Here is a 21161-nt window from a genome sequence, read left to right as displayed (position 1 = left end):
CGTCGATCTCGCGGAGTTTCATTTCCGGAACTATTGGAGCGGATGGACGAACGCGCAATTCGCCGTCCGCCCCCCGAACACCAAAGGGCGGATGACGCCGGAACCAGGACGACTTCGCAGGACCTGGATCGGCCTAACCGAACGATCTTGCCATCTGAGAAATGACGGCTTTCGCACTGCGCGAATAGTACGAGCCATGGAAATGCTCGTCCACAAAATGGAGCACAAGGAGAGCAACGATCGTGGCCGCCAGCACCCTCATTCGAATATCGTCGCGCCGGGGACTTAACGGCAAGTAAACAGCCAAACCCGCGCGTGGGGGATCAGCGACAGCCCAAACGTCGGTAACGAAAAATTAACCCTGCCCGCGCCACCTTTTCAGCAGATGGAGGGCGCCCAAGAATGCAGGTTTTCAGAATGACGCTGAGTGACGGTGCGAGGACATTCCACATCGCCATTCAGGCACCGGATGCCGCCGCCGCGGAGGCGAAGGCCGCCGATTGCTTCGATACCTCGAAGTGGCAGATTCTGAATATCCGCCGCGCCGGCGTGGTGGCCGCCAGGCCGGAACCGCAATCCGCCGCGGCTTGATCCCTAGGGAATGTGATCCGGCCCTGCCCGCCGCGCTCGTTTTAACCTGCCGCTGCCTTGTCTTCCTTGTCGATACCGCGCGCCACGATCCTGAGCGCGTCATCCGCTAGCGGCCGCTGCAGCCCCTTGGCCTCATCCCATGGCGCGCGCATCCAGACGTCGCGTTCCTCGTCGGTCGTCAGGATCACCGGCATCGCCTTGGGATGAACGGGCTCGACGATCGCATTCGGCGTCGTCGTGAGAAAACCGTAGACGTTGTGCGGACCGGGGATCGGCTTCGACTTGGTGCCGCGATCGCCCTTGAACTCGGTCCAGATGCCGCCGAAGGCGAACAGCGGCCGATCGTCATGGAGGGCGAACCAGACCACGTCCTTCTTTTTCGTCTCCAGATCGGGCTCCGGCGCGTATTCCGCAAAACTGTTCACCGGCACCAGGCAGCGGTTTTCCGGCTTCAGCCAGCCGCGCCAGTGCGGCGAGGAGGTGTTGCGGATGTTGGTGACCGGCGGGCCGCCGGTGCGCGGTGGCGGCGGCATACCCCAGCGCATCGTCACCAACTCAGTGCCGTGATCGGTGTTGCGCACGACCGGCGCGGGATAGTCGGGGAATACGCCGAGCATCGGGGCGAGGTTGCCGACGTATCGGTTGACGACGCGAAACAGCCGGCTGATCGCTTCCTGGTTGGTGGTGATCGAATAGAGATTGCACATGCGATCGACGGTACCGGCCGATTAAGCCACTCGCAATTTCAATATGGGCCGGTGACCGTACGGATGCGCAGATCGATCCGCTTCCGCGGCACATCGCCTATGTCGGCGGCGTTCCGGTATTGAGCAAATTGGAAATGGCGGTCACAAGCTGTGCCGGGGCAAAGGGTTTGGCGAGCAGAACACTGTTGGGGACGCCTTTGGAAGCCCACTCCCCTTCGTGAGTGCCGGTCATATAGATAACGGGCATCGCCGGATCGGTCTCTCTGGCCGCGCGAGCGACTTGCCATCCGTTCAGGCTTCCGAGCAGATTGATGTCGGTCACGACCGCCCGGTATTGCGCTTCATCACCCTGGAGCAGCGCAATGGCTTCCTCGCCGGATGTTGTGATGGCTGATTTGAAGCCGCCGTCTGCAAGCGCATCTTCGACCATGGCCTGGATGAGATGGTCGTCCTCGACGACCAGTATGGTAACCGCATGATCCACTTCAACCGCTCCCTGCAGCAGTGTTGCAGTCCTCCGGGAGAGTAAGTGACGCTGGAAAGATTGGTTCCGAAATAATGTTCAAAAGTGAACATTTGGCGCAGGGTGCTGCGTCAGGCACGCAGGATCGGCGTCGGCTTCTGCGTGACAGGCCGTGGCTTGATCGACGCAGGCTTCGGCGTTACCGCGGGGCCTGCAGGCCCGCTGAGGCCAGCCATTCCTGCATGTGCGAAGCCGTCTCGGCCTGCCGCGCCCGGCGAATGAGCTCGTCGCGCGCAACGCCCGGCGGGGTGCCGCGCGCTTCCTTGCGCAGGCGTTCTGCCTCTTCCGTCAAACGTTGATCTAGCGGGGCGGTCTGTTTGAAAATGCGTCGCTGCATGGCGCTGCTCATTCCCTGGGGGAGGCGGGCCACGACCGGTGGTCCATCACCGATGGAAGCCACTGGCCGGGCGGTGATGCCAGGACAATACGCCACCGGTACTGCCGGTCTGTCCACTTGTGCACACACAGCGCAAATCGCGGCTCGGCTGGCCCTCAAATTCCGTTTCTTGATCTGGCCACAAATTTCTTATGGTCTACCCTACTGCCTGTTGCTCCCTCGGGAGGCTTGGGAAAATGAAGGCTGGAGAACCGGCGCATTGCCCTACCTGTCACAGCGACCTGACCCTCGTTCGTACGCAGCCAGATCAACCCGGATTCGAGTTGCAAACCTTGCACTGCCCGAGGTGCGATATCACGCATCGCTGGATGGTCAGGATTCAAGCATCGCCGCCAAGCGGGTCCAGACTTGTCAGCAAGCGAGCTAGGCCCAAAATCCTCGCGCGGTTCTGGAAGAAAAAATAGCAGCGCGTCGGGCGTATTGGCGACAGCGTCATCCGCCGTCCGGGCTCGCAGCAACATGGCCCCGGCGCTAGTCTAGTTCTTCAGAGCATCGTCGCTTGTCGCTGCGTCAAGCGAGTCGACAGCGGCCATTGCTCCTTCGGCTTCTTCACTTTGAACCTGCCGGAAGAGAGTCGTAAAGCTCTCGGCGATCCGTCGCCAGGCAGCCCTGTCCGTCTCATTCGTGGCCCGTCGCGCTTGGTCGTGGGCCGCTAGCGCCCGCCGCCAATATTCGGCGCTGTTATCCATGTCGGTATCAGCAATCGGGAAAAATAGGTTCGATCAATGCCACCAAACTGTCGCATCGGCGACCGCCGGTCAACCTCGGGAAATTCCGGGGTAGATCAGGACCAAGCGTCCGGTAGACCGAGGACATCAGTCAATCTGAATCAGGACAGTCTTTTTGCAGGGACTTGGGGGACGCTCGGCATGCCCGGTTTTGGTTTGAGCGGTGGCAGGCCGGAGCCGAGTTCGAAAAGCGCCGCGAGAAGGTGGCAGATTGCTTCCAGGACGGGTTCGGCCACCTAACCCTCGCAGAGGGGAATTCGGACGCCTTTGGATAGGTCGGAGGGCCGGGGAAGCAAGTTCAGTCACTTTTGGAGGTGGTCCTGATCACGGAATCAGGAAGCGCGACGTGACCCGCAAGGAGCGCGGTCTGTCAGAAATGGAACTTGATCAAAAGAGCGGGCACGACCGGCGTATTGACGACGGGCGGCCTGGGTTCCTTGTGGGGCACCGTCTGCCCCTTGGCGTTCTTGTCACCGCCGCTCACGAAGTCGAGTTCGGCATCGCGCAAGATCGAGGTCTGGCTGTGCATGGTCCCGCTCCGTGTTTGGCTATATGTCGCCGTTGATCTGGAGCGAGTATGCCGCGGCGCTATCCCGCGGACTGTGACCGCTGTCACGCAGCGTCGCGATCCCGGACAAGCCGTTCTGAGTGAGCGGACCGCGACGCTTCGCCAGCGCAGGGCGGATGAGCGACAGCGCAATCCGCCGTTACGGCCCTAGCCGGTGCGATAGGCGTCCAACGCGTGCGCCACGAAAACGCCGATGCTGAGGAAGGCCAACAGGGCTGCTATGAGCTCGGTCATCGCCGCCTCCCCTGGGTCATGGCCATACCAACGATGGCAGCCGTGAGGAAATGGCGGTAAATCGAATTGAGGATGGCGACTAACATGACCGTTCCCCTTGTGTTGAGCTTCCCCTTGTTTGACCTGACATAGGCTACCGGCGCTCTGTTTCAGGACGACTTCGCGATCCGGGAAAACGGTTTCGTCGCGGCCGATCTATTAGGGCGAATTTGCGACAGCGTGATCCGCCGTTCGAACCGACTACAAAATGGCGGTCTTCGCCCCTTGGGCGACAGCGGACAACCGGCTCGATCCGCCCTGCGGACCGACACCTTGGTATGGCTCGCCCTCTTCCTCGGCCCAATCGACCGCAAACACGCCGCAACGTAGCGTCGTCGATGCCGCGGCCGCCAACCCAAGGAGTCCTTTCCATCATGTCGTCGCAACAACAACGCCTGAACTGCGCCCGGCAATCCCCCGAGCTGTTGCTGCCTGAGTATCCACGCAAGAAGGCTTCCGGCTTCACGGACCAAACCACTGCGCACAGCGATGGCGCGTCGAAGCCGCGCGACGGGAGGGTGTGATGAACGTCGTTGTCTTTGGTGCGACGGGGTCGACGGGACGGCTCGTCGCTGAGTCCGCTCTGTCCGCAGGCCACGTCGTCACGGCCTTTGTCCGTGATATCAAGCGCATGCCCTTGACGCATCCGAAACTCAGAATCGTCAAGGGCGATGCAATGGATCCAGCCTCGGTGGCATCTGCGGTTCGGGGTATGGATGCGGTCATCTGCACGTTGGGGGCGATACCTCAGGCGAAGGACGATCGGGGTCGACGCCAGCCCGGCGTCCCGGTTTGCTCGGTGGGCACCATGAACATTCTGGCCGCCATGCCACGAGGCCGCGGCCGGCTCATCGTCGAAAGTTCGGTGAGTGTCGGTGAGAGCTACCGCACCGGCAGTTTCGGCGCAGGCTTCCTGGTCAAGCTCGCACTCAAGGAAGTGATGGCAGACAAGGAGAAGCAGGAGGCCGCCGTCCGGGAGAGTGACTGCGATTGGACGATCGTTCGACCGGCAACGCTGACATTCAAGCCTGCTCGCGGAAACCTGAAGGCCGGCACCGACCTGCGCTGGAACATCACCTCCACAGCCACGCGCGCTGATGTGGCTGAGTATCTGGTCAAGATCCTCGATGACCCCGCGACCTTCAGGAAGGCCATAACGGTGCGCAACTAGGGCACATGCTCATAAATCTTCGGCGCTGTCCGCTTCGCTCCGATGCCGACCGCCCTTGTGCAATAGCAGCAATGTTGCGATGGGCCATTTGCAGACTTTCAGCGTCGTCGGCGGTAGCGCTCCCTGCGAACTATCCGGGCGGCAAATCGAGGCCGTCGGGTAGCCTGATCCAAAGAACGGTTTGCTCGTCTGTAGAGTGACGGGACAGATGGCGCTTTCCGTGTGTGTGTCCTCCACCAGCACGAACTCGCCCGCAGAGACCTGCCGCACCCGCGCCGGAACGGTGTGCCAATCAACCTGTCGCATGCCCGCAGGAATTTGCGTGAACTCCATGCTTGACGCGGGATAGCGCCTGGACACTTGAAACGGCGTGGCACCAGGAGCGACGGTCACCTTTGCCGTCATGGGGATTTCCACTTCACCGAAGTGAGATTCACCGTCCGGGGTTGCGTATATCCGAAGACACTTCATCGGCTGTCCCCTGTTGGCTCGCCAGCGGCTCGATCTGCCCTAAGGCCCTTTTTTCCTCCTCCTCAGCCCCAGCTACCAGATCAGGTTTTTCCTCAACTGTACTCGGGAGATGGGGTTGCTCCGTCGGAGCAGGGAGAACGGCATTTCCACCGCGCGCGTAGCGGATGATGTTTTCAGCCTGCGTAAAAATAATATCCAGAATAAGCCTGGCGATCGGACGCGCAACAAGGCCCAACGCGGCCGCTAAAACGCCACCGACGAACGGAACGTTTTCGATCGGTTTCATCAAACCCTTGATCAGGGCATCCACCGATACATGATGGTAGTTCTGCGCAAGATTTTCCCTGTTCATGAGCATCTGGATGGCAGGGCGGCCTTCCTGCCCTTCGGCCAGCACCGTGGCGCCAAATTTGGGTGACCCGACCAGTGCGTCGGCCTCCGCAGCGGCCAACGGCATCATGCGCAAAATCTCGATATCCGTCGATTTCGGGCCGGTGCAGGTAACGACGAGAGACAGCTCGCCCATTTGAAAGGCAGCCATCATCGTTGCGAGGTAGGCGGCATCCGGCTCTCGTCTTTGGAAATCGACGCCCGGGACTTTATCGAGAATGTCGAGCAGCTTGCCAAGATCGGCGGCCTCTGCCGCGCGCCTGGCCATGCTGTCAGCCAGCGCCTTCAAGGCAGCGGCAGCTTCGGTCACGCCTTTCGTAGCTGCACTGACAGCGCCTCGCGCGCCTTCCTTCAGCCACTCAAACATCGCCGCTGCCTCTTGTCGATTCCGGGGAAGCATATGGTGGGCATTTGCTTCATGTCAAAATGCGCCGGTCGCGCTTTCGTCAGCGCTGGGACGATCTGGAGCGCGTTGCGCGTAGGATGATCGACAGCGTAATCCGTCGTTCGATCGAAAACCAAAGCGGCGGATTACGCCTTCGGCTCACTCACGTTTCCAGCCATGGCGGTTCATGACAACGCACTGCGGCATTTGTATAGCCAGGGGCTGGGCTTCCCAAACCGCGAGTCAATGCCGTCCTTTACGACGATTTTGCCCTCAGTTGTTATGGATTGGAAAAACCGAATGCGGAAAGCCTTTTCGGTCTGAGGATCGTTCTCCTTTAAAAACACAGTCCAGAAGGTCTTCCCATTGAATTCCGCAAATTTCGGATCAGCGTTACGGACAGTAATTTTCAGCATTGAAGATGAGATTATTTCTGCGCCGTCAACAATGGTCGCATAAATCGATTTCGCGCCGAAATCCAGCTCGCGCCTTGCAAGCCCATCAGCATCCCTGGAGAAGATCGTATGAAAGCCGCTGACCGTCGCGGGCTGACCGCAGTTGGCCGACCATGTGCCGGTTAAGCCAAGCGTTCCAGGACGTCCCATGCAGAGTCGGCCGCAATCGCACAGCATGTCGAGAGAAGAAATATGAGGGCTGCCAGTTTCCGTGTCATGCCGCAGCCCGATCTTCCTTAGTCCGCGCGCCAAGCCTATTGGTGAGTGATGGATTTCAACCGCCGAATGGATAGGGTCGGCAAAGGGGAATTCGATGCGATCGTCGAACATATGTTAATAGCAGCAAACTTGGCTCGTGATTAGAGCCGCCAACCGAGGCGGCCCAAAAGTGTGAAAGCATGAAATTCCCGATTGAAAATGGCACCCGCAAGCCACTGACGATATTCGTTGAACTCGAAACGTTGGAAAAAGTCATCCCATCGGGAGGCAAGGCCGTCGTCACGTTGCCCGATAATCCAACATCCTTCCTCGAAGTGCGCGATGGGCTGGTGGTCGTTTGGAACAACGGGCCGGGTGAGGCGACTATTGAGACATGGACGATTGCTAAAGTCGCCGGGTTGGAAACTCCGTTCACGGACGGAGAACTACGGAGCGGATTAGCGACAGCGTAATCCGCCGTCCGAACCACGACAAATGGCGGATTACGCCTTCCGCCTTCGCACTTTGAGCTACGGCGGACAGGTCGGCTCAATTCGCCCTACGGCCCTGATGAAATTGAGCGATTGCAAAATTCGGGTTCCAAGAAAGAGGCCACCAGAGGCGGCCCTACGCTTTGGTCAGAGCCTTCTGGCGGGGTGCCGCAACCCTCTTGCTAGAGGCCGGTTCTGCTAGTGGCGCTTCGCGAGCAAGCCTGTCGCGCTCCACCACACCGGGCAGAGCCATTCGAGCCTCTCTCCAGCGCCGCTCGGCTTCCTTCAACAGGCCTTTGTCGAGCGGGTCGATTTGCTTGAAACGTCGCCCTTCGGTCATAGACCTTCCTTTGCAGGAACGGGTAGTGACCGACATAGGCCACTCGCAGATTCAAAATAGGCCACTAACGCAACAGCGCCCCAAAGCCGAATGATGCTTAGTGGCGCTGTGCTAGCCCCGGAAAGTGCAATCCCCCGGTAGTTATTTGTCTGCAGGGGCGGGCAAAGGTTCAAAGGATTGTTTTGGCGCCGGGCCGGGGGTGCTCGGTCCAGGTGGCAGTTCAACGTCGCGGCCGACGGCACACCAAGTGCCCAGGAAGTTATTTTCTGATTTACGGAAATTCTTCTTGACAGCCACCCCAACTCACCTGGCATATCTCTCCCGTCTCATCCCTCTACGAGGGGCGTATCGCGATCGTCCGGACGCGGGGTGGGATGTGGTGGACGCCGATGTTGCGCTTGACGCGCGCGACAAAGGCGTACGGCAAAGACGTGTGGTCCTGGCGCCCGTAACGGCGTCAAGTCTTTCGGGAGCTAACGCTTCCGAGGGGCGACGGTGGCAATAGAGGCCGTCTCGCCGGGGAGAGCGCGTTATAAGCCGTAAAGCCATTGCGCAGGGAATGTCGGATGCTCTCCGCTGCCCTGTATGCTCGTGTGCGCACTCTTGTTGCACAATTGCACACGAGACCGCGGGTGCAGCGCGCACCCGGCATCCCTGCTCCCTTGTTTTTGGGAGGAACGGATTGAACCACCCGGGCGCTTTGCGTCGCGGGATCGCGGTGGTGTGTCCATCTCTGTCGTCCCGGACAAGCGAAGCGCGATCCGGGACCCATAACCACCGAAGTCAGTGATTGGAAGGAAGTCGTCGAACATCGTCTTTCAAAACGGCCGCCGCGGCGTATGGGTCCCCCGATGCGCAATTGCGCATCTGAGCTCAAGGCCGGGACGACGGAGATAGGGGTGCTCCGGCGGCCAAACGACGGCCAAAGCCCGGAAATTAACCCTTTACTAACCATACACCGGGCAAAATTTGCCCAGTGAAGTCGAGTGTCGTCAGCCGCGTAGAACGGGAGGAACCCCGTGGACGCCAGTGCGGTGCCTCACTTACGGAGCGGCGGCCCTTCGGCCGCCGCGAAGACGTCTGGCGGCCGCGGCCGCCATTCGCGAGGAGCTGCAAGCATGGTCGACGTCACGGCAGGTCAGGGCACAGGGGCAAGCGGCGGCTTCCCCAGCTTCAGTGAAATCGGCACCATGCTCCGGCGCGGCGATCTCGCCCTCGCCTTCGGCGTCCTCACCATCCTGGTGGTGCTGATCCTCCCCCTGCCCGCGATCGTGCTCGACCTGTTCCTGGCGATCTCGATCACGGTGTCGATCCTGATCCTGATGACGGCGCTGTTCATCCAGGCGCCGCTGGAATTCTCGTCGTTTCCGACCGTCCTGTTGATCTCGACCATGCTGCGGCTGTCGCTGAACATGGCCTCGACCCGGCTGATCCTGAGCCACGGCCATGAGGGCACGGCGGCGGCCGGCCACGTCATCGAGGCCTTCGGCAATTTCGTGATGGGCGGTAATTTCGTGATCGGAATTATCGTGTTCGCGATCCTGGTGATCGTGAACTTCATCGTCATCACGAAGGGTTCGGGCCGTATCGCCGAAGTCGCGGCCCGCTTCCAGCTCGACTCGATGCCCGGCAAGCAGATGGCGATCGACGCGGATCTGTCCGCCGGCCTGATCGACGAAGCCACCGCCAAGCGGCGCCGCAAGGAACTGGAAGACGAAAGCGGCTTCTTCGGCGCCATGGACGGCGCCTCGAAATTCGTGCGCGGCGACGCCATCGCCGGCCTCTTGATCGTCTTCATCAACGTCATCGGCGGTATCATCATCGGCGTCGCCCAGCAGGGCATGAGCTTTGGCGATGCCGCCCGCACCTACACCATCCTGACCGTCGGCGACGGCCTGGTCACCCAGGTGCCGGCGCTGATCGTCTCGACCGCGGCGGGCCTGCTCGTCTCCAAGGCCGGCATCACCGGCGCCGCCGACAAGGCGCTGATGAAGCAGCTCTCCGGCTATCCGCAGGCGCTCGGCATGTCGGCCGGCGTGATGCTGGTGCTGGCCTTGCTGCCGGGTATTCCGATGCTGCCATTCGTGGCGCTCGGCGGCGGCGCCGCTTACCTGGCCTGGAAGGCGCGCAACCACAACCGCGTCACCAAGGCCGCTGAAGCTGCCGAACTCGCCGCGCCCGACATTGCCGCGGCGGCTGCCAGCGCGGCGGCGGAAGAGCCGATCGCCAACTCGCTCAAGATCGACGATCTCAAGATCGAGCTCGGCTATGCGCTGCTGCCGCTGGTCAACGGCCCCGACGGCACCGACCGCCTCACCGAACAGATCAAGGCGCTGCGGCGTTCGCTGGCGGTCGAAATGGGCTTCGTGATGCCCGCGGTGCGCATCCTCGACAACGTCCAGCTCGAGGCCAACACCTACATGATCAAGATCAAGGAAGTCGACGCCGGCAGCGGCAAGATCTGGCCGAACCAGTTCATGGTCATGGACCCCGCCGGCAACCAGGTCGGCGTGCCCGGCATCCACACCGTCGAACCGACTTTTGGATTGCCCGCCACCTGGGTCGATGCCAGCCTGAAGGAAGAGGCGTCGCTGAAGGGCTATACCGTCGTCGACGCCGCGACCGTGCTGTCGACGCATCTGACCGAGCTGTTGAAGAACAACATGTCGGACCTGTTGTCCTATGGCGAGGTGCAGAAGCTGATCAAGGACCTGCCGAAGGAACAGGGCGAACTGGTCAAGGACATCGTGCCGAGCCAGGTCACCATGTCGGGCATTCAACGCGTGTTGCAGCTGCTCTTGTCAGAGCGGATCTCGATCCGCGACCTCTCCACCATCCTGGAGGGCATTGCCGACGCGCTGGCGTTCTCGCGCAACCCCGCCACCATGGTCGAGCACGTCCGCGCCCGGCTGGCGCGGCAGATCTGCGCGCAGAACACTTCCTACAACGGCTACCTGCCGCTGATCGCACTGTCGGCGCGCTGGGAGCAGGCGTTCGCCGAATCGATCGTCGGCAGCGGCGAAGACCGCAGCCTCGCCATGCAGCCGTCAAAACTGTCGGAGTTCATGACCGCGGTGCGCGTCAGCTTCGAGCGCGCCGCCCAGGAAGGCGAGGCGCCGGTGCTGGTGACGTCGGCGGCGATCCGCCCGTTCGTGCGTTCGCTGGTGGAGCGGTTCCGCGCCCAGACCACCGTGCTGTCGCAGGCCGAAATCCACCCTCGCGCCCGGCTGAAAACGGTCGGCAGCGTTTAGTTCCGCCGCGAAAATCGACAAGGGGGCCGCGAGGCATTTTCGCCACAGGCAAACGGTTTGTTACAATCCGGCAAGGTGGTCGATTTTGCGTCCCGACAGGCAGTGCACGGCTAACAATCTGTAATTGTTTTGTTATTTGTCATTTTAGGCAGCCATCACCGCTCAGCGATCGCGGCCGTTCAAGTCTTTTCACTGGCTTGTGATCGCATCTGTGGAACGAAACCGCGAATTCCTACGTTTCCTGTGCCGAGACGTTGAACCTGTTTGTCGAGTTGGTTGTCTAATTCGACACAGGGGAAGGCGGGCAGGAGACTTCCATGAACCACTCGATCTACAGCGCAGACCGCACGACCCATCTCAAGATTGTGGTCGTAGCTTTGGTCGTGGGCATCCTGGTCGCCGGCTTCGGCATCTCGGCACGCACCACTTCGGAGGAAGGTTTCCAGCAGACCGCGAGCACCCGCGTGATGAAGGCCGGCAAGCCGGTCGTGGTCACGAGCTCGGGCAATTCGGTCGTACGCTAACAAAAGGAATTCACGAATTCACGCGGCTCTTTACAGCCCCCCAAAGTCGCCACGTGAAGTACTAGAAGACCCCAACTACCCCCAAGTTGACTACGAAAACGCCCGCTCCCCACGGGCGTTTTCTCTTTATGGGGGTCCCCAATTACAGGGGTCCAAAGTCAGCGCGTCGGAGAGGCCGGCACCGTCTCGATCAGCTTGCCGGCGAAGACCGGCGGCAAGTTCGGCTTGCCGTCACGCGATCCGCCGGCCTGCTCGACCGTCACCGCGTAGGTCGCGGCGTTGATCGTGCCGGCGTCGTAGGACGCCAGCACGTTGCGCGCGGTGAACTCGCTGCCGCCGATCACACCGAGCGAGCGCGGCTGCGGCAGCTTGTCGGAGACCAGCCAAAGCTCGAAGCTCTTGCCGGCCTCCGCATCGGCGTTGACCTTGCGGACCGTGAAATTCTTGGTGGCGGCGTCGACCGTGAGGATGAACGCCGGCGAACCGCCGTTCCGCTGCAGGATCGCAACGTACTGCGCCGACGGCGGCGCCGGCAGCGGCGGCGTCTTGACCTCGACCACCTGCGTGCGGATCTTGGGACGCAGCGCGTTGGGCAGCGAGTCCGGCGAATAGACCTGCAGGCCGAGCATCGCGATCAGCGCCGCGGCCGCAGCCGTCGCGAACGACGCCAGATTGCGCCAGCGCTTCACCCGGCCCGACAACTGGACGACGTTGGAATTATCAGCGGCCTGGGTCATTTCGGCCATCAGGGGATCCACCGGCGGCGGAGGCGCGGCGGCTTCCGGCGGCGGAGCAGCGGCGGCTTCCGGCAGCGCCAGCGGCACCTGCGGTCCGGCATGTCCGATCGCGCGTTGAATATTCTCCCAGACGATCGGCCGCGGCTCGACCGAGCCGACCATCTGGTTGAGGACGCCGAGCCTGTACTCCCACGCCTGGACCACGGCGGTGAATTCCGTGTCGACGGCCATCATGGCTTCGACCTGCGCGCGCTCGTCGGCGTCGAGGGTGCCGAGCGCATATTCCGCGGCGAGCGCGATATGGTCTTCGCTATGGGCCATCATCTAACGTCCAGGACACCTTTCAAATAGCTCATTTCAAAACTCAAAGCCCGAGACACTCCCGGATATCCATCATGCTGCGGCGCAGCCACGTCTTCACCGTATTCACCGGCGTCTCGAACTTGGCGGCCAGCTGCTCGCGGCTCCAGCCGTTGTAATAGGCCAGCAGCACCAGCTTCTGCCGATCCGGCTCCAGACGGCCGACGCATTCCAAGAGCCGCTTCAGCTCTTCCGTCATCTCGCGCCGCGCCAGCGGATCGGGTGAATCGGCGGCCACTTCCATCGCGGTCGGCTCCTCCTCGATCGAGGCCTCGGTCTTCTTGCGCACGACATCGATCGCCCGGTTGCGCGCGATCGCCGCCATCCACGTTATCGGTGAAGCAAGCGCCGGATTGAATTGTCCGGCGCTGTTCCAGATCTTGACGTAGGCCTCCTGAATGACCTCCTCGGCGAGATCCTGTCGGCGCAAGATACGGAGGACGACACCGAAGAGTTTCGCGCGCGTGGCGGCGTAAAGCCGCTCGAAAGCAGCTTCATCCCCCTTCGCAACAGCGGCAATCAGCCAAACCAGCTCGGCTGGCGTCAGCATTCAGCGTCCCCCAAAATCGCGATCCCCCATCGCGCTTTACGCCGGGAGCATCGAGAATCTTCCTAGCATACCCTGCAGCAAACCAGCCACCAAGACGCCTTGTCTGTGGACATTATCAAAGAAAAACCCGGACCTTGCGGCCCGGGTTTTCGATCGATCGGATGAGAGAAGGTCAGGCGTCAGGCGATGGCGCCGAGCCGGGCGCGCATCAGACCGATGGAGTCCATGTCGGCCTGCTCGCGGGCGTTCTCCTCGGCGCGTTCGCGCGCCTGGTCACGCTCGTCCAGCAGTTCGACCTTCTTGAGCTCCTCGAAGGCTTCGCCGAGCAGGCTCTTGGCATCCTCGAGCTGGATGCGCAGTTCGTCGGCCGAACGGGTCAGGTTCTCGCGCCGCTGGATCGCCGCCTTGGCATAGGTCGGATAGGCGAAATGGGTCGGATCGTTGATGCCGGCCCGGTCCTGCTCGGTCTGGATTTCGCGCTCGAGGTCGACAGACATGCGCTGGAAATCAGCGATCATGCCTTCGATCTGGGTAACCCTTCGGCGCTTCTCATCGACCTGAAACTTCTTCAGGCGGATCAGCGTTTCACGTGACTTCATCGACTCATACTCCCCAGAAGTCCCAATCTTAACGCGGGACAAAGCCGGCTTCCCCCGGGGGCCCCGCCAGCCAGACTATTCATGTGCCGGGGATGATGGCCTGACAAAGTTAGCGTTCCGTTTCCAAACTAGTCAGGATCTGCGCCAATTGCTGGTAGCCGTCGGCGAGGCTTGCTTTTTCGCCCTTGCCCTGCCGCAAAAACCCTTCCAGTGGCTCGTGCAGCCGGATCGCCTCGTCGACCTCCGGGCTCGACCCCGCCCGGTACGCGCCGAGCCGGATCAGTTCCTCCATATCGGCGTAGGTCGCCATCACCTGGCGCCCCCGCATGATCACGGGCAGATAGGCCGGATCGGCCGATTTCGGCATGGTGCGGGAGACCGATTTGAGGACGTTGATCGCGGGAAAACGCCCGCGCTCGGCGATCGATCGCTGCATCACGACGTGACCGTCGAGGATGCCGCGCACCGCGTCCGCAATCGGCTCGTTATGATCGTCGCCGTCGACCAGCACGGTGAAAATGCCGGTGATGGTACCGGTGCTGGTGCCCGGCCCTGCCCGCTCCAGGAGCTTCGGTAGTTCAGTGAACACCGTCGGCGTATAGCCTTTGGCGGTCGGCGGCTCACCCGCCGACAGCCCGATCTCGCGCTGCGCCATCGCAAAGCGCGTCACCGAATCCATCAGGCACAGCACGTCCTTGCCTTCATCGCGAAAATATTCTGATATCGCGAGCGTCAGATAGGCCGCCTGCCGGCGCATCAAGGCTGGCTCGTCTGAGGTCGCCACCACCACGACCGAACGCGCCAGGCCCTCGTCGCCAAGGTCGTCCTGCAGGAATTCCTGCACCTCGCGGCCGCGTTCGCCGATCAGCCCGATGACCGTGATATCGGCATCGACGTTACGCGCCAGCATCGACAGCAGCACCGATTTGCCGACGCCGGATCCGGCGAAGATGCCGAGCCGTTGGCCGCGGCAGCAGGTCAGGAACGTATTCAAGGCGCGCACGCCAAGATCGAGCGGGGCGCCGACCCGCTGGCGCGAATGCGCTGGCGGCGGCGAGTTCCGATACGGCATCGGCGATGGCCCCTGCGTCAGCGGCCCCTTGCCGTCGATCGGTTCCCCCATCGCGTTGAGCACGCGGCCGAGCCAGGATGGCGAGGGCCGCACCTGCCCCGCGGCATTGGCGATCACGGCGCGGCAGCCGCGCCTGACGCCCTCGAGGCCGGCGAACGGCATCACCACCGCATTGTTCCCGGAGAAGCCGATCACCTCGGCCGGAATGAAGCTGCCGCCGGTCTCGATCACGATCCGGGCGCCGACCGACATCGCATGGATCGGTCCCGCGATCTCGACCATCAGCCCGCGCACGCCGATCACACGGCCATATATATTGACGCCGTCGACGTCGCCGATCTGTTCCGCGAGTGCCTTCATTGCGAAAACCTTAAGTTTCCGCGTGTTTGAAAGGGGCGCTTAACCTCGTGTTTACCCGCATCGTTAATCATTGCGTCACTGTCTTTGGTGACTGAGAGCGCTCGCCCATCAGAAGAAGGATGAGTCGCGGGAGTCGGTTAGGCCCGTCTCTTAATGTGGAACTTGAACGAGAACGGTAAGGAAAAGCTGCTTCGACGCAACATCTTACGGCGATTCGATAAAAATTGCACGGTTAGAGCTTGCGAACACGAATCAGTATTTGTTAACCATATGTCGTCAGGATCCGAATCAGTTGTTCAAAGGCGTTTTGAGTGCCGCAAGTGCGGCCGACCTGACGCCCGGAGCGGCGACTATAGGGGACTGGCATGCGCGTTTTGCTGATAGAAGATGACAGCGCCGTCGCGCAGTCGATCGAGCTGATGCTTAAATCCGAGAGTTTCAACGTCTATACGACGGATCTCGGAGAAGAAGGCGTCGATCTCGGTAAGCTTTACGATTACGACATTATCCTTCTCGACCTCAATTTGCCCGACATGTCCGGTTACGACGTGCTCAAGCAGCTTCGGGTGTCGAAGATCAAGACCCCCATTCTGATCCTCTCCGGCCTCGCCGGCATCGAGGACAAGGTCAAGGGTCTCGGCGTTGGCGCCGACGACTACATGACCAAACCCTTCCACAAGGACGAACTGGTCGCCCGCATCCACGCGATCGTGCGCCGTTCCAAGGGTCATGCGCAATCGGTGATCCAGACCGGCGATCTCGTCGTCAACCTCGACACCAAGACCGTCGAAGTCGGTGGCCAGCGCGTCCATCTGACGGGCAAGGAATACCAGATGCTGGAGCTGCTCTCGCTCCGCAAGGGTACCACGCTCACCAAGGAAATGTTCCTCAACCACCTCTACGGCGGCATGGACGAGCCCGAGCTGAAGATCATCGACGTCTTCATCTGCAAGCTGCGCAAGAAGCTGGCGAACGCTTCCGAAGGCCGCAACTTCATCGAGACCGTGTGGGGCCGCGGCTACGTGCTGCGCGAGCCGCACGAGCAGGAAGAACGCATTCCCGCCTGACCAGGGTTTACGGCGAGCCGCAAGGCTCACTCCTCCCGACTGGACCCCGCCGCGAATGGCGGGGTTTTTGTTTGGGCGGAATGTTGTTTGGCAGATTCTTTGGGATTGAACCGACACCTCCGATGCACCGACCAATGGGTCGTGCGAACGTGGGAATGGGTCGAGTCGGGGCGTCATCAATGATCTTGCAATCCCTCGCCGGGCTGCCGGCGTTTCTGGTCTATTTCTGTACGGCGCTGGTCGCCGTGGCCGCCTACCTCTTCGCCTATACCCGTGTCACGCCGCATGACGAGTTCCTGCTGATCCGCGACAACAATCCGGCAGCGGCGATCGCGTTGGGGCTCAGCCTGCTCGGCTTCGCGCTGCCTTTGGTCAGCGCCATCGCCCATTCCGCCAATGTCTGGGATTGCCTGATCTGGGCTGTCGTCGCGCTGATCGTGCAGATCATCGTCTTTTATCTCGTCAAGATACCGGTGCCGAACCTGTCGCAGCGCATCGCAGGCGGCGAACTTGCCGCCGCCATCTGGCTTGGCCTAGCCTCGCTGGCCGCGGGCGCACTCAACGCTGCCAGCATGATCTACTGACCATGGCGAACAAGCCCCCCAAACGCACAAGCGAATTCGGGACGCGCAAACCATCGGTGCCGCCTGTGCCGCAGTCGTCGGGCCCGCCGGCCAAGCGTTCCGGCCACGTCGCGCTGTTTCTGATGGGCACGCTTGCGGTCGGCAGCGTCGCCTACACGCTGATGCCGCGCAACAAATGCGAGCCTTCGCCGAACACACCGCAGCCGTCGCTGCTGCAAAACAGCGCCGCCGAATGCCAGCAGCGCGGATCTTCATCCAGCAGCTCCGGCGGCTCCGGTGGTGGATGGTCCTCATCCTCACGCAGCAGCTATTACGGCAGCGATTCGTCCACGAGCCATTCATCCTCTTCATCCTCGGGCATCTCCGACTCCGGCTCGCACAGCGCGCAGCGCGGCGGCTTCGGTTCGTTCGGGCACGCCGTCGGCTTCTCGGGTGGCTGAATTCCATGCAGCGCATCTCCTGCCCCGAACGTGACGACTGGCGTGCCACCGCCGAAAGCGCCGGCTTCACTTTTCACACTATCGACGGCGAGCGTTATTGGGACGAACGGGCCTATTACGCGTTCACGCTGAACGAAATTGAACGGCGGATCGAGGCGCCCACCGGCGAGATCGAGGCGATGTGCCTCGAGGTGGTCGGCCGCGCGATCAACGACGAAAGACATCTCCGCCGGCTGAAAATACCAGAAGCCTTCTGGCCGCTGCTGTCGGAGAGCTGGCACCGCCGCGACGCAAGTCTCTATGGCCGGCTGGACCTCAGCTACGACGGCTGGAGCCCGGCGAAACTGCTGGAGTACAACGCGGATACGCCGACCTCGATCTTCGAAGCGGCGGTTTTCCAGTGGACCTGGCTCGAACAGGCGATGGAGCGCAACATCATCCCGAAGCGCGCCGACCAGTTCAACTCGATCCATGAACGGCTGATCGACGCCTGGAGAAAACACGGCGGCGCAAAGCACCTGCATCTGACCGGGATGACCGACAATGCCGAGGACGCCGGCACGCTGGCCTATCTGCAGGACACCGCGAGTCAGGCCGGATTGAAGACCACGCTGATGGACATCAAGGACGTTGGCCTCGGGGGCGATGGCCGGTTCGTCGATCTCGAGGATCGCGGCATTGAGCTTGCCTTCAAGCTCTACCCCTGGGAATGGATGTTTCAAGACACGTTCGGCGCAAATCTGTCGAGCGCGCCGACGCGCTGGCTCGAGCCGCCGTGGAAAGCGATCCTGTCCAACAAGGGCATTCTTCCGCTGCTCTGGGAGATGTTCCCAAAACACCCCAATTTGCTGCCGGCCTATTTCGAGGACGATCCGAAGGCGGCAATGCTCGGCTCCTCCTTCGTGCGCAAGCCGCTTTATTCGCGCGAAGGCGCCAATGTTACGCTCGTCAGCGCCGGCTCGACGCTGATGGAACAGCAAGGCCCGTATGGGGCGGAAGGATTCATCCTGCAGGGTTTCGCGTCGCTGCCGAGCTTTTCCGACCAATACCCGGTGCTCGGAAGCTGGCTGATCGATCACACACCGTGCGGACTATCGATCCGCGAGGACGAGAATCCGATCACCGGCAACACGTCACGGTTCGTGCCGCACGCGATCCTCTAGCTGATGTCGATAGACCGATTAGATCAGCGTGCCGACGCCACCGACCTTGGCGCCTGCGGCACGAGGGTCGCTACCCCGGGGCACACAACAGTTGGTGCGGCATTTGGACGATAGAGCCCACGGCGATCCGGATACGGCTTGAAGGCGTTGGTGATTCCGACCACGGATTCGGCAGCCCCCAGCGCCAGCACGCCATCGGGCTCCAGCATCCGCGAGACGCGTTCGAAGATTTTGGCCTTGGTGTCCTGGTCGAAATAGATCAGGACGTTGCGGCAGAAGATCACGTCGAACGTGCCGAGGTGAGAAAAATCCTGCAGCAGGTTCAACTGACGGTGCTGCACCATACTGCGGATGTCGGCGTTGAGCTGCCACAGCTCGCCATTCTGCGTGAAATATTTCACCAGCATCTGGATCGGCAGGCCGCGCTGCACCTCGAACTGGCTGAAGATGCCGGCCTTGGATTTTTCCAGCACGGCGAGCGAAAGGTCGGTCGCGACAATCTCGGTGCGCCAGCCCGCCAGCATGGCGCCGGCCTCCTTCAGGCACATCGCAATCGAATATGGCTCCTGCCCGGTGGAGGAAGCCGCGCACCAGATGCGCAGGGAACGACGCGCCGCGCGCGCCTGCGCCAGCGCCGGAAGAACCGCCTCTTTCAGATGATCGAACGGAAGCTTGTCCCGAAAGAAGAAGGTCTCGTTGGTGGTCATCGCTTCGACCACCTCGGCCGTCAGCGCCTCGGCGCCGACCTTCATCTTCTGAACGAGCTCGGGGATACCGGCAAGGCTCTCCTTGCGTGCCAGCGGCACCAGACGGCTCTCGACCAGATATTGCTTGTCGGCGGACAGGTCCAGCCCGGAACGCTCTTTCAGAAGCTTACGCAGATACTCATAGTCCTGAGGCGTCACGAACGATCTCCCGAAAACAACCGAACCAGTTTCGGCGCGATCTGATTGAGCGGCAATATCGCGGCGCAAATGCCGGCATTCGCGGCCGCACCCGGCATGCCCCACACCACACTCGTCGCCTCGTCCTGGGCAATCACGCTGCCGCCGGCCGCGACGATATCCTTGCCGCCGCGCATGCCGTCGGAGCCCATGCCGGTCAGGATCACAGACATGATGCCGCCCTGCCAGACATCGATCGCGGAGGTGAACAGCGGATCGACCGCAGGCTTGCAGAAATTCACTGGCGGTCCGTCGTCGAGCGCGATTGCCGCCTCGGCGCCATGACGCACTACTTTCATGTGACGGCCGCCCGGCGCGAGATAGATCTGGCCGGCCTTGACGATTTCGCCATCGACCGCCTCATGCGCCGGCCGCCGGCTCGAACGCGCCAGATGCTCGGCGAGAATCGTGGTGAAGGTCGGCGGCATATGCTGCGTGATCAGAACCGGGAAACGGTCGATCACCGGCCCGATTTCGGTGACCAGCGACATCAGCGCCTGCGGGCCACCGGTCGACGAGCCGATCAGGAGCACGCGCGGCGCCAGCATGCTGAACGGACGGCGTGTCGGCGCCGGATGTGCAGCCGGTGCCGGCGAAGCCAACGGCGCACGGGCTGCGGTTTCCCGCAGCTTGTCGTGGTGAGCCGGCGCCAGCGGCGGACTCGCCGGCGCGTGTGCATGCGCACTGCGGCGGATCTTGGCGCCGAGGTGACGGATCTTCTGAATCAGATCGTGGCGAAAAGTTTCGGCGGCGGAAGCCTCGCGCGTGCTTTCGGGCTTTGGAATGTAGTCGGAGGCGCCAAGCGAGAGCGCCTTGAAGCTGATCTCCGCATTGCGGCGGGTCAGCGTCGAGGCCATGATGATGATGAGATCGCGCTTCTTCGCCAGCAGTTTCGGCAGCGCGGAAATGCCGTCGAGCTCCGGCATTTCGATATCGAGCACGGCGACGTCGGGATTGATGCGTTCGAGCTGGTTGACGGCGTCGAGGCCGGTGCGCAGGGAGGCGACGACCTCCATATCCGGCTCAGCTCCGATCCAGCGCGAGATCATCCCGCGGATGACGACGCTGTCGTCGACCACCATAACACGCAGCTTGTCCTGCCGTGTCGAAGTCGGAGCCGGGGCACTTATCAACGCAGTACTCATTACTTCACCAGGAACGACTCGAACGGCACACTTAGCAAGGAAAGGCCGAGGGCCGTTGAGCCGCCGGATCGAAGCACTTCTTATTTGAGCATGATCTTTTCGAAAAACCGGTTTCCACTTTTCCGGATCATGCTGCGCAGATCAGATCAGGCCGACTTCCTGGAACTTCGCGGTGACGATGTCCTTGTCGAACGGCTTCATGATGTATTCGTTGGCACCGGCGTGCAGCGCGCGTGCGATGTGCGCGACATCATTTTCGGTGGTACAGAACACCACCTTGGGCGCATCACCGCCGGGCATGCGGCGCAGATTGCCGAGGAATTCATAACCGTCCATCACGGGCATGTTCCAGTCGAGCAGGACGGCCTCGGGCATGGCGCGCTTGCAGGCGTCCAGCGCTTTCGCGCCGTCCTCGGCTTCGATAATCTGGAAATCAAGACCTTCCAGGATACGGCGTGCGACCTTTCGAATGACGCTTGAGTCATCGACGACGAGACATGTTCTCATTTTCGGCCTCTACTTCCATTCCCCAAAGGGGGGCGTTTCCAAACGTTACGTACGCTTCGCCTTGCTTCTGCTTCTTATGCCGCCATCAGATCCGGCACGATTTCGAGGACGCGATCGACATCGAGGACGACCATGAGCTGGCCGTCGAGGCGGTGGACGCCGCCGGCGAG

Annotated in this window: 22 protein-coding genes and 2 pseudogenes; 9 read left to right on the top strand and 15 right to left on the bottom strand. The window is 61.7% G+C overall.

All coding sequences use genetic code 11. The features are described from left to right. Positions 1-402 precede the first annotated feature (402 nt). Positions 403-591 carry a hypothetical protein gene (locus JQ574_RS20450; protein WP_212210162.1) on the top strand — a complete coding sequence of 63 codons (189 nt, stop codon included), beginning with the start codon at positions 403-405 and terminating at the stop codon, positions 589-591. 41 nt (positions 592-632) lie between these two features. Here JQ574_RS20450 and JQ574_RS20445 read toward each other — a convergent pair whose 3' ends face one another. From JQ574_RS20445 to JQ574_RS20430, 4 genes are all read right to left on the bottom strand, one after another. Continuing rightward, on the bottom strand, positions 633-1298 hold the full coding sequence (locus tag JQ574_RS20445; RefSeq protein ID WP_212210161.1) for an SOS response-associated peptidase: 666 nt from the start codon (positions 1296-1298) through the stop codon (positions 633-635). Positions 1299-1395: 97 nt separating this feature from the next. Then, on the bottom strand, positions 1396-1782 hold the full coding sequence (locus tag JQ574_RS20440; RefSeq protein WP_312014625.1) for a response regulator: 387 nt from the start codon (positions 1780-1782) through the stop codon (positions 1396-1398). Positions 1783-1960: 178 nt separating this feature from the next. Next, on the bottom strand, positions 1961-2158 hold the full coding sequence (locus tag JQ574_RS20435) for a hypothetical protein (RefSeq protein WP_212210160.1): 198 nt from the start codon (positions 2156-2158) through the stop codon (positions 1961-1963). A 1158-nt stretch (positions 2159-3316) separates the two neighbouring features. Beyond that, positions 3317-3475, bottom strand: coding sequence for a hypothetical protein (locus JQ574_RS20430; RefSeq protein ID WP_212210159.1), 159 nt, complete (start codon positions 3473-3475; stop codon positions 3317-3319). An 835-nt stretch (positions 3476-4310) separates the two neighbouring features. Here JQ574_RS20430 and JQ574_RS20425 point away from each other — a divergent pair. Continuing rightward, complete coding sequence (locus tag JQ574_RS20425; RefSeq protein ID WP_212210158.1) at positions 4311-4958, top strand: NAD(P)-dependent oxidoreductase; 648 nt, start codon at positions 4311-4313, stop codon at positions 4956-4958. 130 nt (positions 4959-5088) lie between these two features. Here the strand turns inward: JQ574_RS20425 and JQ574_RS20420 are convergent. The 3 genes and pseudogenes from JQ574_RS20420 to JQ574_RS20410 form a co-directional block, all read right to left on the bottom strand. Next, positions 5089-5429 (bottom strand): annotated as a pseudogene (locus JQ574_RS20420) (hypothetical protein). Then, positions 5392-6186: a hypothetical protein gene (locus JQ574_RS20415; protein WP_212210157.1), complete on the bottom strand. Its 795-nt coding sequence runs from the start codon at positions 6184-6186 to the stop codon at positions 5392-5394. The pseudogene JQ574_RS20420 and the gene JQ574_RS20415 overlap by 38 nt, the downstream one beginning before the upstream one ends. A gap of 203 nt (positions 6187-6389) precedes the next feature. Next, the gene (locus JQ574_RS20410) at positions 6390-6989 is read right to left on the bottom strand and encodes a hypothetical protein (RefSeq protein ID WP_212210156.1); all 600 of its coding nucleotides are present in this window, start codon (positions 6987-6989) and stop codon (positions 6390-6392) included. 68 nt (positions 6990-7057) lie between these two features. Between JQ574_RS20410 and JQ574_RS20405 the strand changes: the two genes are divergently transcribed. The 3 genes from JQ574_RS20405 (at position 7058) to JQ574_RS20395 (ending at position 11463) form a co-directional block, all read left to right on the top strand. Further along, on the top strand, positions 7058-7330 hold the full coding sequence (locus JQ574_RS20405) for a hypothetical protein (protein WP_212210155.1): 273 nt from the start codon (positions 7058-7060) through the stop codon (positions 7328-7330). A 1476-nt stretch (positions 7331-8806) separates the two neighbouring features. Next, complete coding sequence (gene flhA / locus JQ574_RS20400; RefSeq protein ID WP_212210154.1) at positions 8807-10939, top strand: flagellar biosynthesis protein FlhA; 2133 nt, start codon at positions 8807-8809, stop codon at positions 10937-10939. 317 nt (positions 10940-11256) lie between these two features. Beyond that, a complete protein-coding gene (locus JQ574_RS20395; protein WP_212210153.1) occupies positions 11257-11463 on the top strand; it encodes a hypothetical protein in 207 nt (68 codons plus the stop codon). 158 nt (positions 11464-11621) lie between these two features. On the opposite strand, the gene JQ574_RS20390 is transcribed toward JQ574_RS20395, so the two are convergent. The 4 genes from JQ574_RS20390 to fliI form a co-directional block, all read right to left on the bottom strand. After that, the gene (locus JQ574_RS20390; protein WP_212210250.1) at positions 11622-12521 is read right to left on the bottom strand and encodes an anti-sigma factor domain-containing protein; all 900 of its coding nucleotides are present in this window, start codon (positions 12519-12521) and stop codon (positions 11622-11624) included. 43 nt (positions 12522-12564) lie between these two features. Then, positions 12565-13110, bottom strand: coding sequence for a sigma-70 family RNA polymerase sigma factor (locus tag JQ574_RS20385; protein ID WP_192739890.1), 546 nt, complete (start codon positions 13108-13110; stop codon positions 12565-12567). A 179-nt stretch (positions 13111-13289) separates the two neighbouring features. Further along, positions 13290-13709: a flagellar export protein FliJ gene (gene fliJ / locus JQ574_RS20380; RefSeq protein WP_212210152.1), complete on the bottom strand. Its 420-nt coding sequence runs from the start codon at positions 13707-13709 to the stop codon at positions 13290-13292. A gap of 109 nt (positions 13710-13818) precedes the next feature. Beyond that, a complete protein-coding gene (gene fliI, locus JQ574_RS20375) occupies positions 13819-15141 on the bottom strand; it encodes a flagellar protein export ATPase FliI (RefSeq protein ID WP_212210151.1) in 1323 nt (440 codons plus the stop codon). Positions 15142-15506: 365 nt separating this feature from the next. On the opposite strand from fliI, the gene ctrA reads away from it, so the two are divergent. The 4 genes from ctrA to JQ574_RS20355 all read left to right on the top strand — a co-directional run bounded on the left by ctrA (position 15507) and on the right by JQ574_RS20355 (position 18395). Beyond that, positions 15507-16208 carry a response regulator transcription factor CtrA gene (gene ctrA, locus JQ574_RS20370; protein ID WP_015688285.1) on the top strand — a complete coding sequence of 234 codons (702 nt, stop codon included), beginning with the start codon at positions 15507-15509 and terminating at the stop codon, positions 16206-16208. Between the two features lie 179 nt (positions 16209-16387). Beyond that, positions 16388-16792, top strand: coding sequence for a DUF350 domain-containing protein (locus JQ574_RS20365; protein WP_212210150.1), 405 nt, complete (start codon positions 16388-16390; stop codon positions 16790-16792). Positions 16793-16794: 2 nt separating this feature from the next. After that, positions 16795-17232, top strand: coding sequence for a hypothetical protein (locus JQ574_RS20360; protein ID WP_212210149.1), 438 nt, complete (start codon positions 16795-16797; stop codon positions 17230-17232). A 5-nt stretch (positions 17233-17237) separates the two neighbouring features. Next, positions 17238-18395, top strand: a complete 1158-nt coding sequence (locus JQ574_RS20355) for a glutathionylspermidine synthase family protein (protein WP_212383805.1) — start codon at positions 17238-17240, stop codon at positions 18393-18395. 23 nt (positions 18396-18418) lie between these two features. Here the strand turns inward: JQ574_RS20355 and JQ574_RS20350 are convergent, their stop codons facing one another. The 4 genes and pseudogenes from JQ574_RS20350 to JQ574_RS35190 all read right to left on the bottom strand — a co-directional run. Further along, a complete protein-coding gene (locus JQ574_RS20350) occupies positions 18419-19300 on the bottom strand; it encodes a protein-glutamate O-methyltransferase CheR (RefSeq protein WP_212210147.1) in 882 nt (293 codons plus the stop codon). Further along, a complete protein-coding gene (locus JQ574_RS20345; RefSeq protein WP_212210146.1) occupies positions 19297-20484 on the bottom strand; it encodes a chemotaxis response regulator protein-glutamate methylesterase in 1188 nt (395 codons plus the stop codon). Before JQ574_RS20345 ends, JQ574_RS20350 begins: the two co-directional genes overlap by 4 nt. Positions 20485-20625: 141 nt before the next feature. Continuing rightward, positions 20626-20991 carry a PleD family two-component system response regulator gene (locus tag JQ574_RS20340; RefSeq protein WP_192739881.1) on the bottom strand — a complete coding sequence of 122 codons (366 nt, stop codon included), beginning with the start codon at positions 20989-20991 and terminating at the stop codon, positions 20626-20628. A 74-nt stretch (positions 20992-21065) separates the two neighbouring features. Next, a pseudogene (locus JQ574_RS35190) lies at positions 21066-21161 on the bottom strand (chemotaxis protein CheW); the annotation flags it as partial.

This window comes from Bradyrhizobium sp. AUGA SZCCT0158, assembly GCF_018130065.1.
In the GTDB taxonomy this organism is placed as follows: domain Bacteria; phylum Pseudomonadota; class Alphaproteobacteria; order Rhizobiales; family Xanthobacteraceae; genus Bradyrhizobium.
This window is presented reverse-complemented; position numbering and strand designations above follow the sequence as displayed.

Excerpts from the sequence above, each read along its gene's own strand:
- JQ574_RS20345 (WP_212210146.1), bottom strand. The coding sequence starts at position 20,484 with ATGAGTACTGCGTTGATAAGTGCCCCGGCTCCGACTTCGACACGGCAG.
- flhA (WP_212210154.1), top strand. The coding sequence starts at position 8,807 with ATGGTCGACGTCACGGCAGGTCAGGGCACAGGGGCAAGCGGCGGCTTC.
- fliI (WP_212210151.1), bottom strand. The coding sequence starts at position 15,141 with ATGAAGGCACTCGCGGAACAGATCGGCGACGTCGACGGCGTCAATATA.
- JQ574_RS20360 (WP_212210149.1), top strand. The coding sequence starts at position 16,795 with ATGGCGAACAAGCCCCCCAAACGCACAAGCGAATTCGGGACGCGCAAA.
- JQ574_RS20445 (WP_212210161.1), bottom strand. The coding sequence starts at position 1,298 with ATGTGCAATCTCTATTCGATCACCACCAACCAGGAAGCGATCAGCCGG.
- JQ574_RS20405 (WP_212210155.1), top strand. The coding sequence starts at position 7,058 with ATGAAATTCCCGATTGAAAATGGCACCCGCAAGCCACTGACGATATTC.
- JQ574_RS20430 (WP_212210159.1), bottom strand. The coding sequence starts at position 3,475 with ATGCACAGCCAGACCTCGATCTTGCGCGATGCCGAACTCGACTTCGTG.
- ctrA (WP_015688285.1), top strand. The coding sequence starts at position 15,507 with ATGCGCGTTTTGCTGATAGAAGATGACAGCGCCGTCGCGCAGTCGATC.
- JQ574_RS20410 (WP_212210156.1), bottom strand. The coding sequence starts at position 6,989 with ATGTTCGACGATCGCATCGAATTCCCCTTTGCCGACCCTATCCATTCG.
- JQ574_RS20385 (WP_192739890.1), bottom strand. The coding sequence starts at position 13,110 with ATGCTGACGCCAGCCGAGCTGGTTTGGCTGATTGCCGCTGTTGCGAAG.
- JQ574_RS20340 (WP_192739881.1), bottom strand. The coding sequence starts at position 20,991 with ATGAGAACATGTCTCGTCGTCGATGACTCAAGCGTCATTCGAAAGGTC.
- JQ574_RS20415 (WP_212210157.1), bottom strand. The coding sequence starts at position 6,186 with ATGTTTGAGTGGCTGAAGGAAGGCGCGCGAGGCGCTGTCAGTGCAGCT.
- JQ574_RS20355 (WP_212383805.1), top strand. The coding sequence starts at position 17,238 with ATGCAGCGCATCTCCTGCCCCGAACGTGACGACTGGCGTGCCACCGCC.
- JQ574_RS20435 (WP_212210160.1), bottom strand. The coding sequence starts at position 2,158 with ATGCAGCGACGCATTTTCAAACAGACCGCCCCGCTAGATCAACGTTTG.
- JQ574_RS20395 (WP_212210153.1), top strand. The coding sequence starts at position 11,257 with ATGAACCACTCGATCTACAGCGCAGACCGCACGACCCATCTCAAGATT.
- JQ574_RS20425 (WP_212210158.1), top strand. The coding sequence starts at position 4,311 with ATGAACGTCGTTGTCTTTGGTGCGACGGGGTCGACGGGACGGCTCGTC.
- JQ574_RS20390 (WP_212210250.1), bottom strand. The coding sequence starts at position 12,521 with ATGGCCCATAGCGAAGACCATATCGCGCTCGCCGCGGAATATGCGCTC.
- JQ574_RS20365 (WP_212210150.1), top strand. The coding sequence starts at position 16,388 with ATGATCTTGCAATCCCTCGCCGGGCTGCCGGCGTTTCTGGTCTATTTC.
- fliJ (WP_212210152.1), bottom strand. The coding sequence starts at position 13,709 with ATGAAGTCACGTGAAACGCTGATCCGCCTGAAGAAGTTTCAGGTCGAT.
- JQ574_RS20450 (WP_212210162.1), top strand. The coding sequence starts at position 403 with ATGCAGGTTTTCAGAATGACGCTGAGTGACGGTGCGAGGACATTCCAC.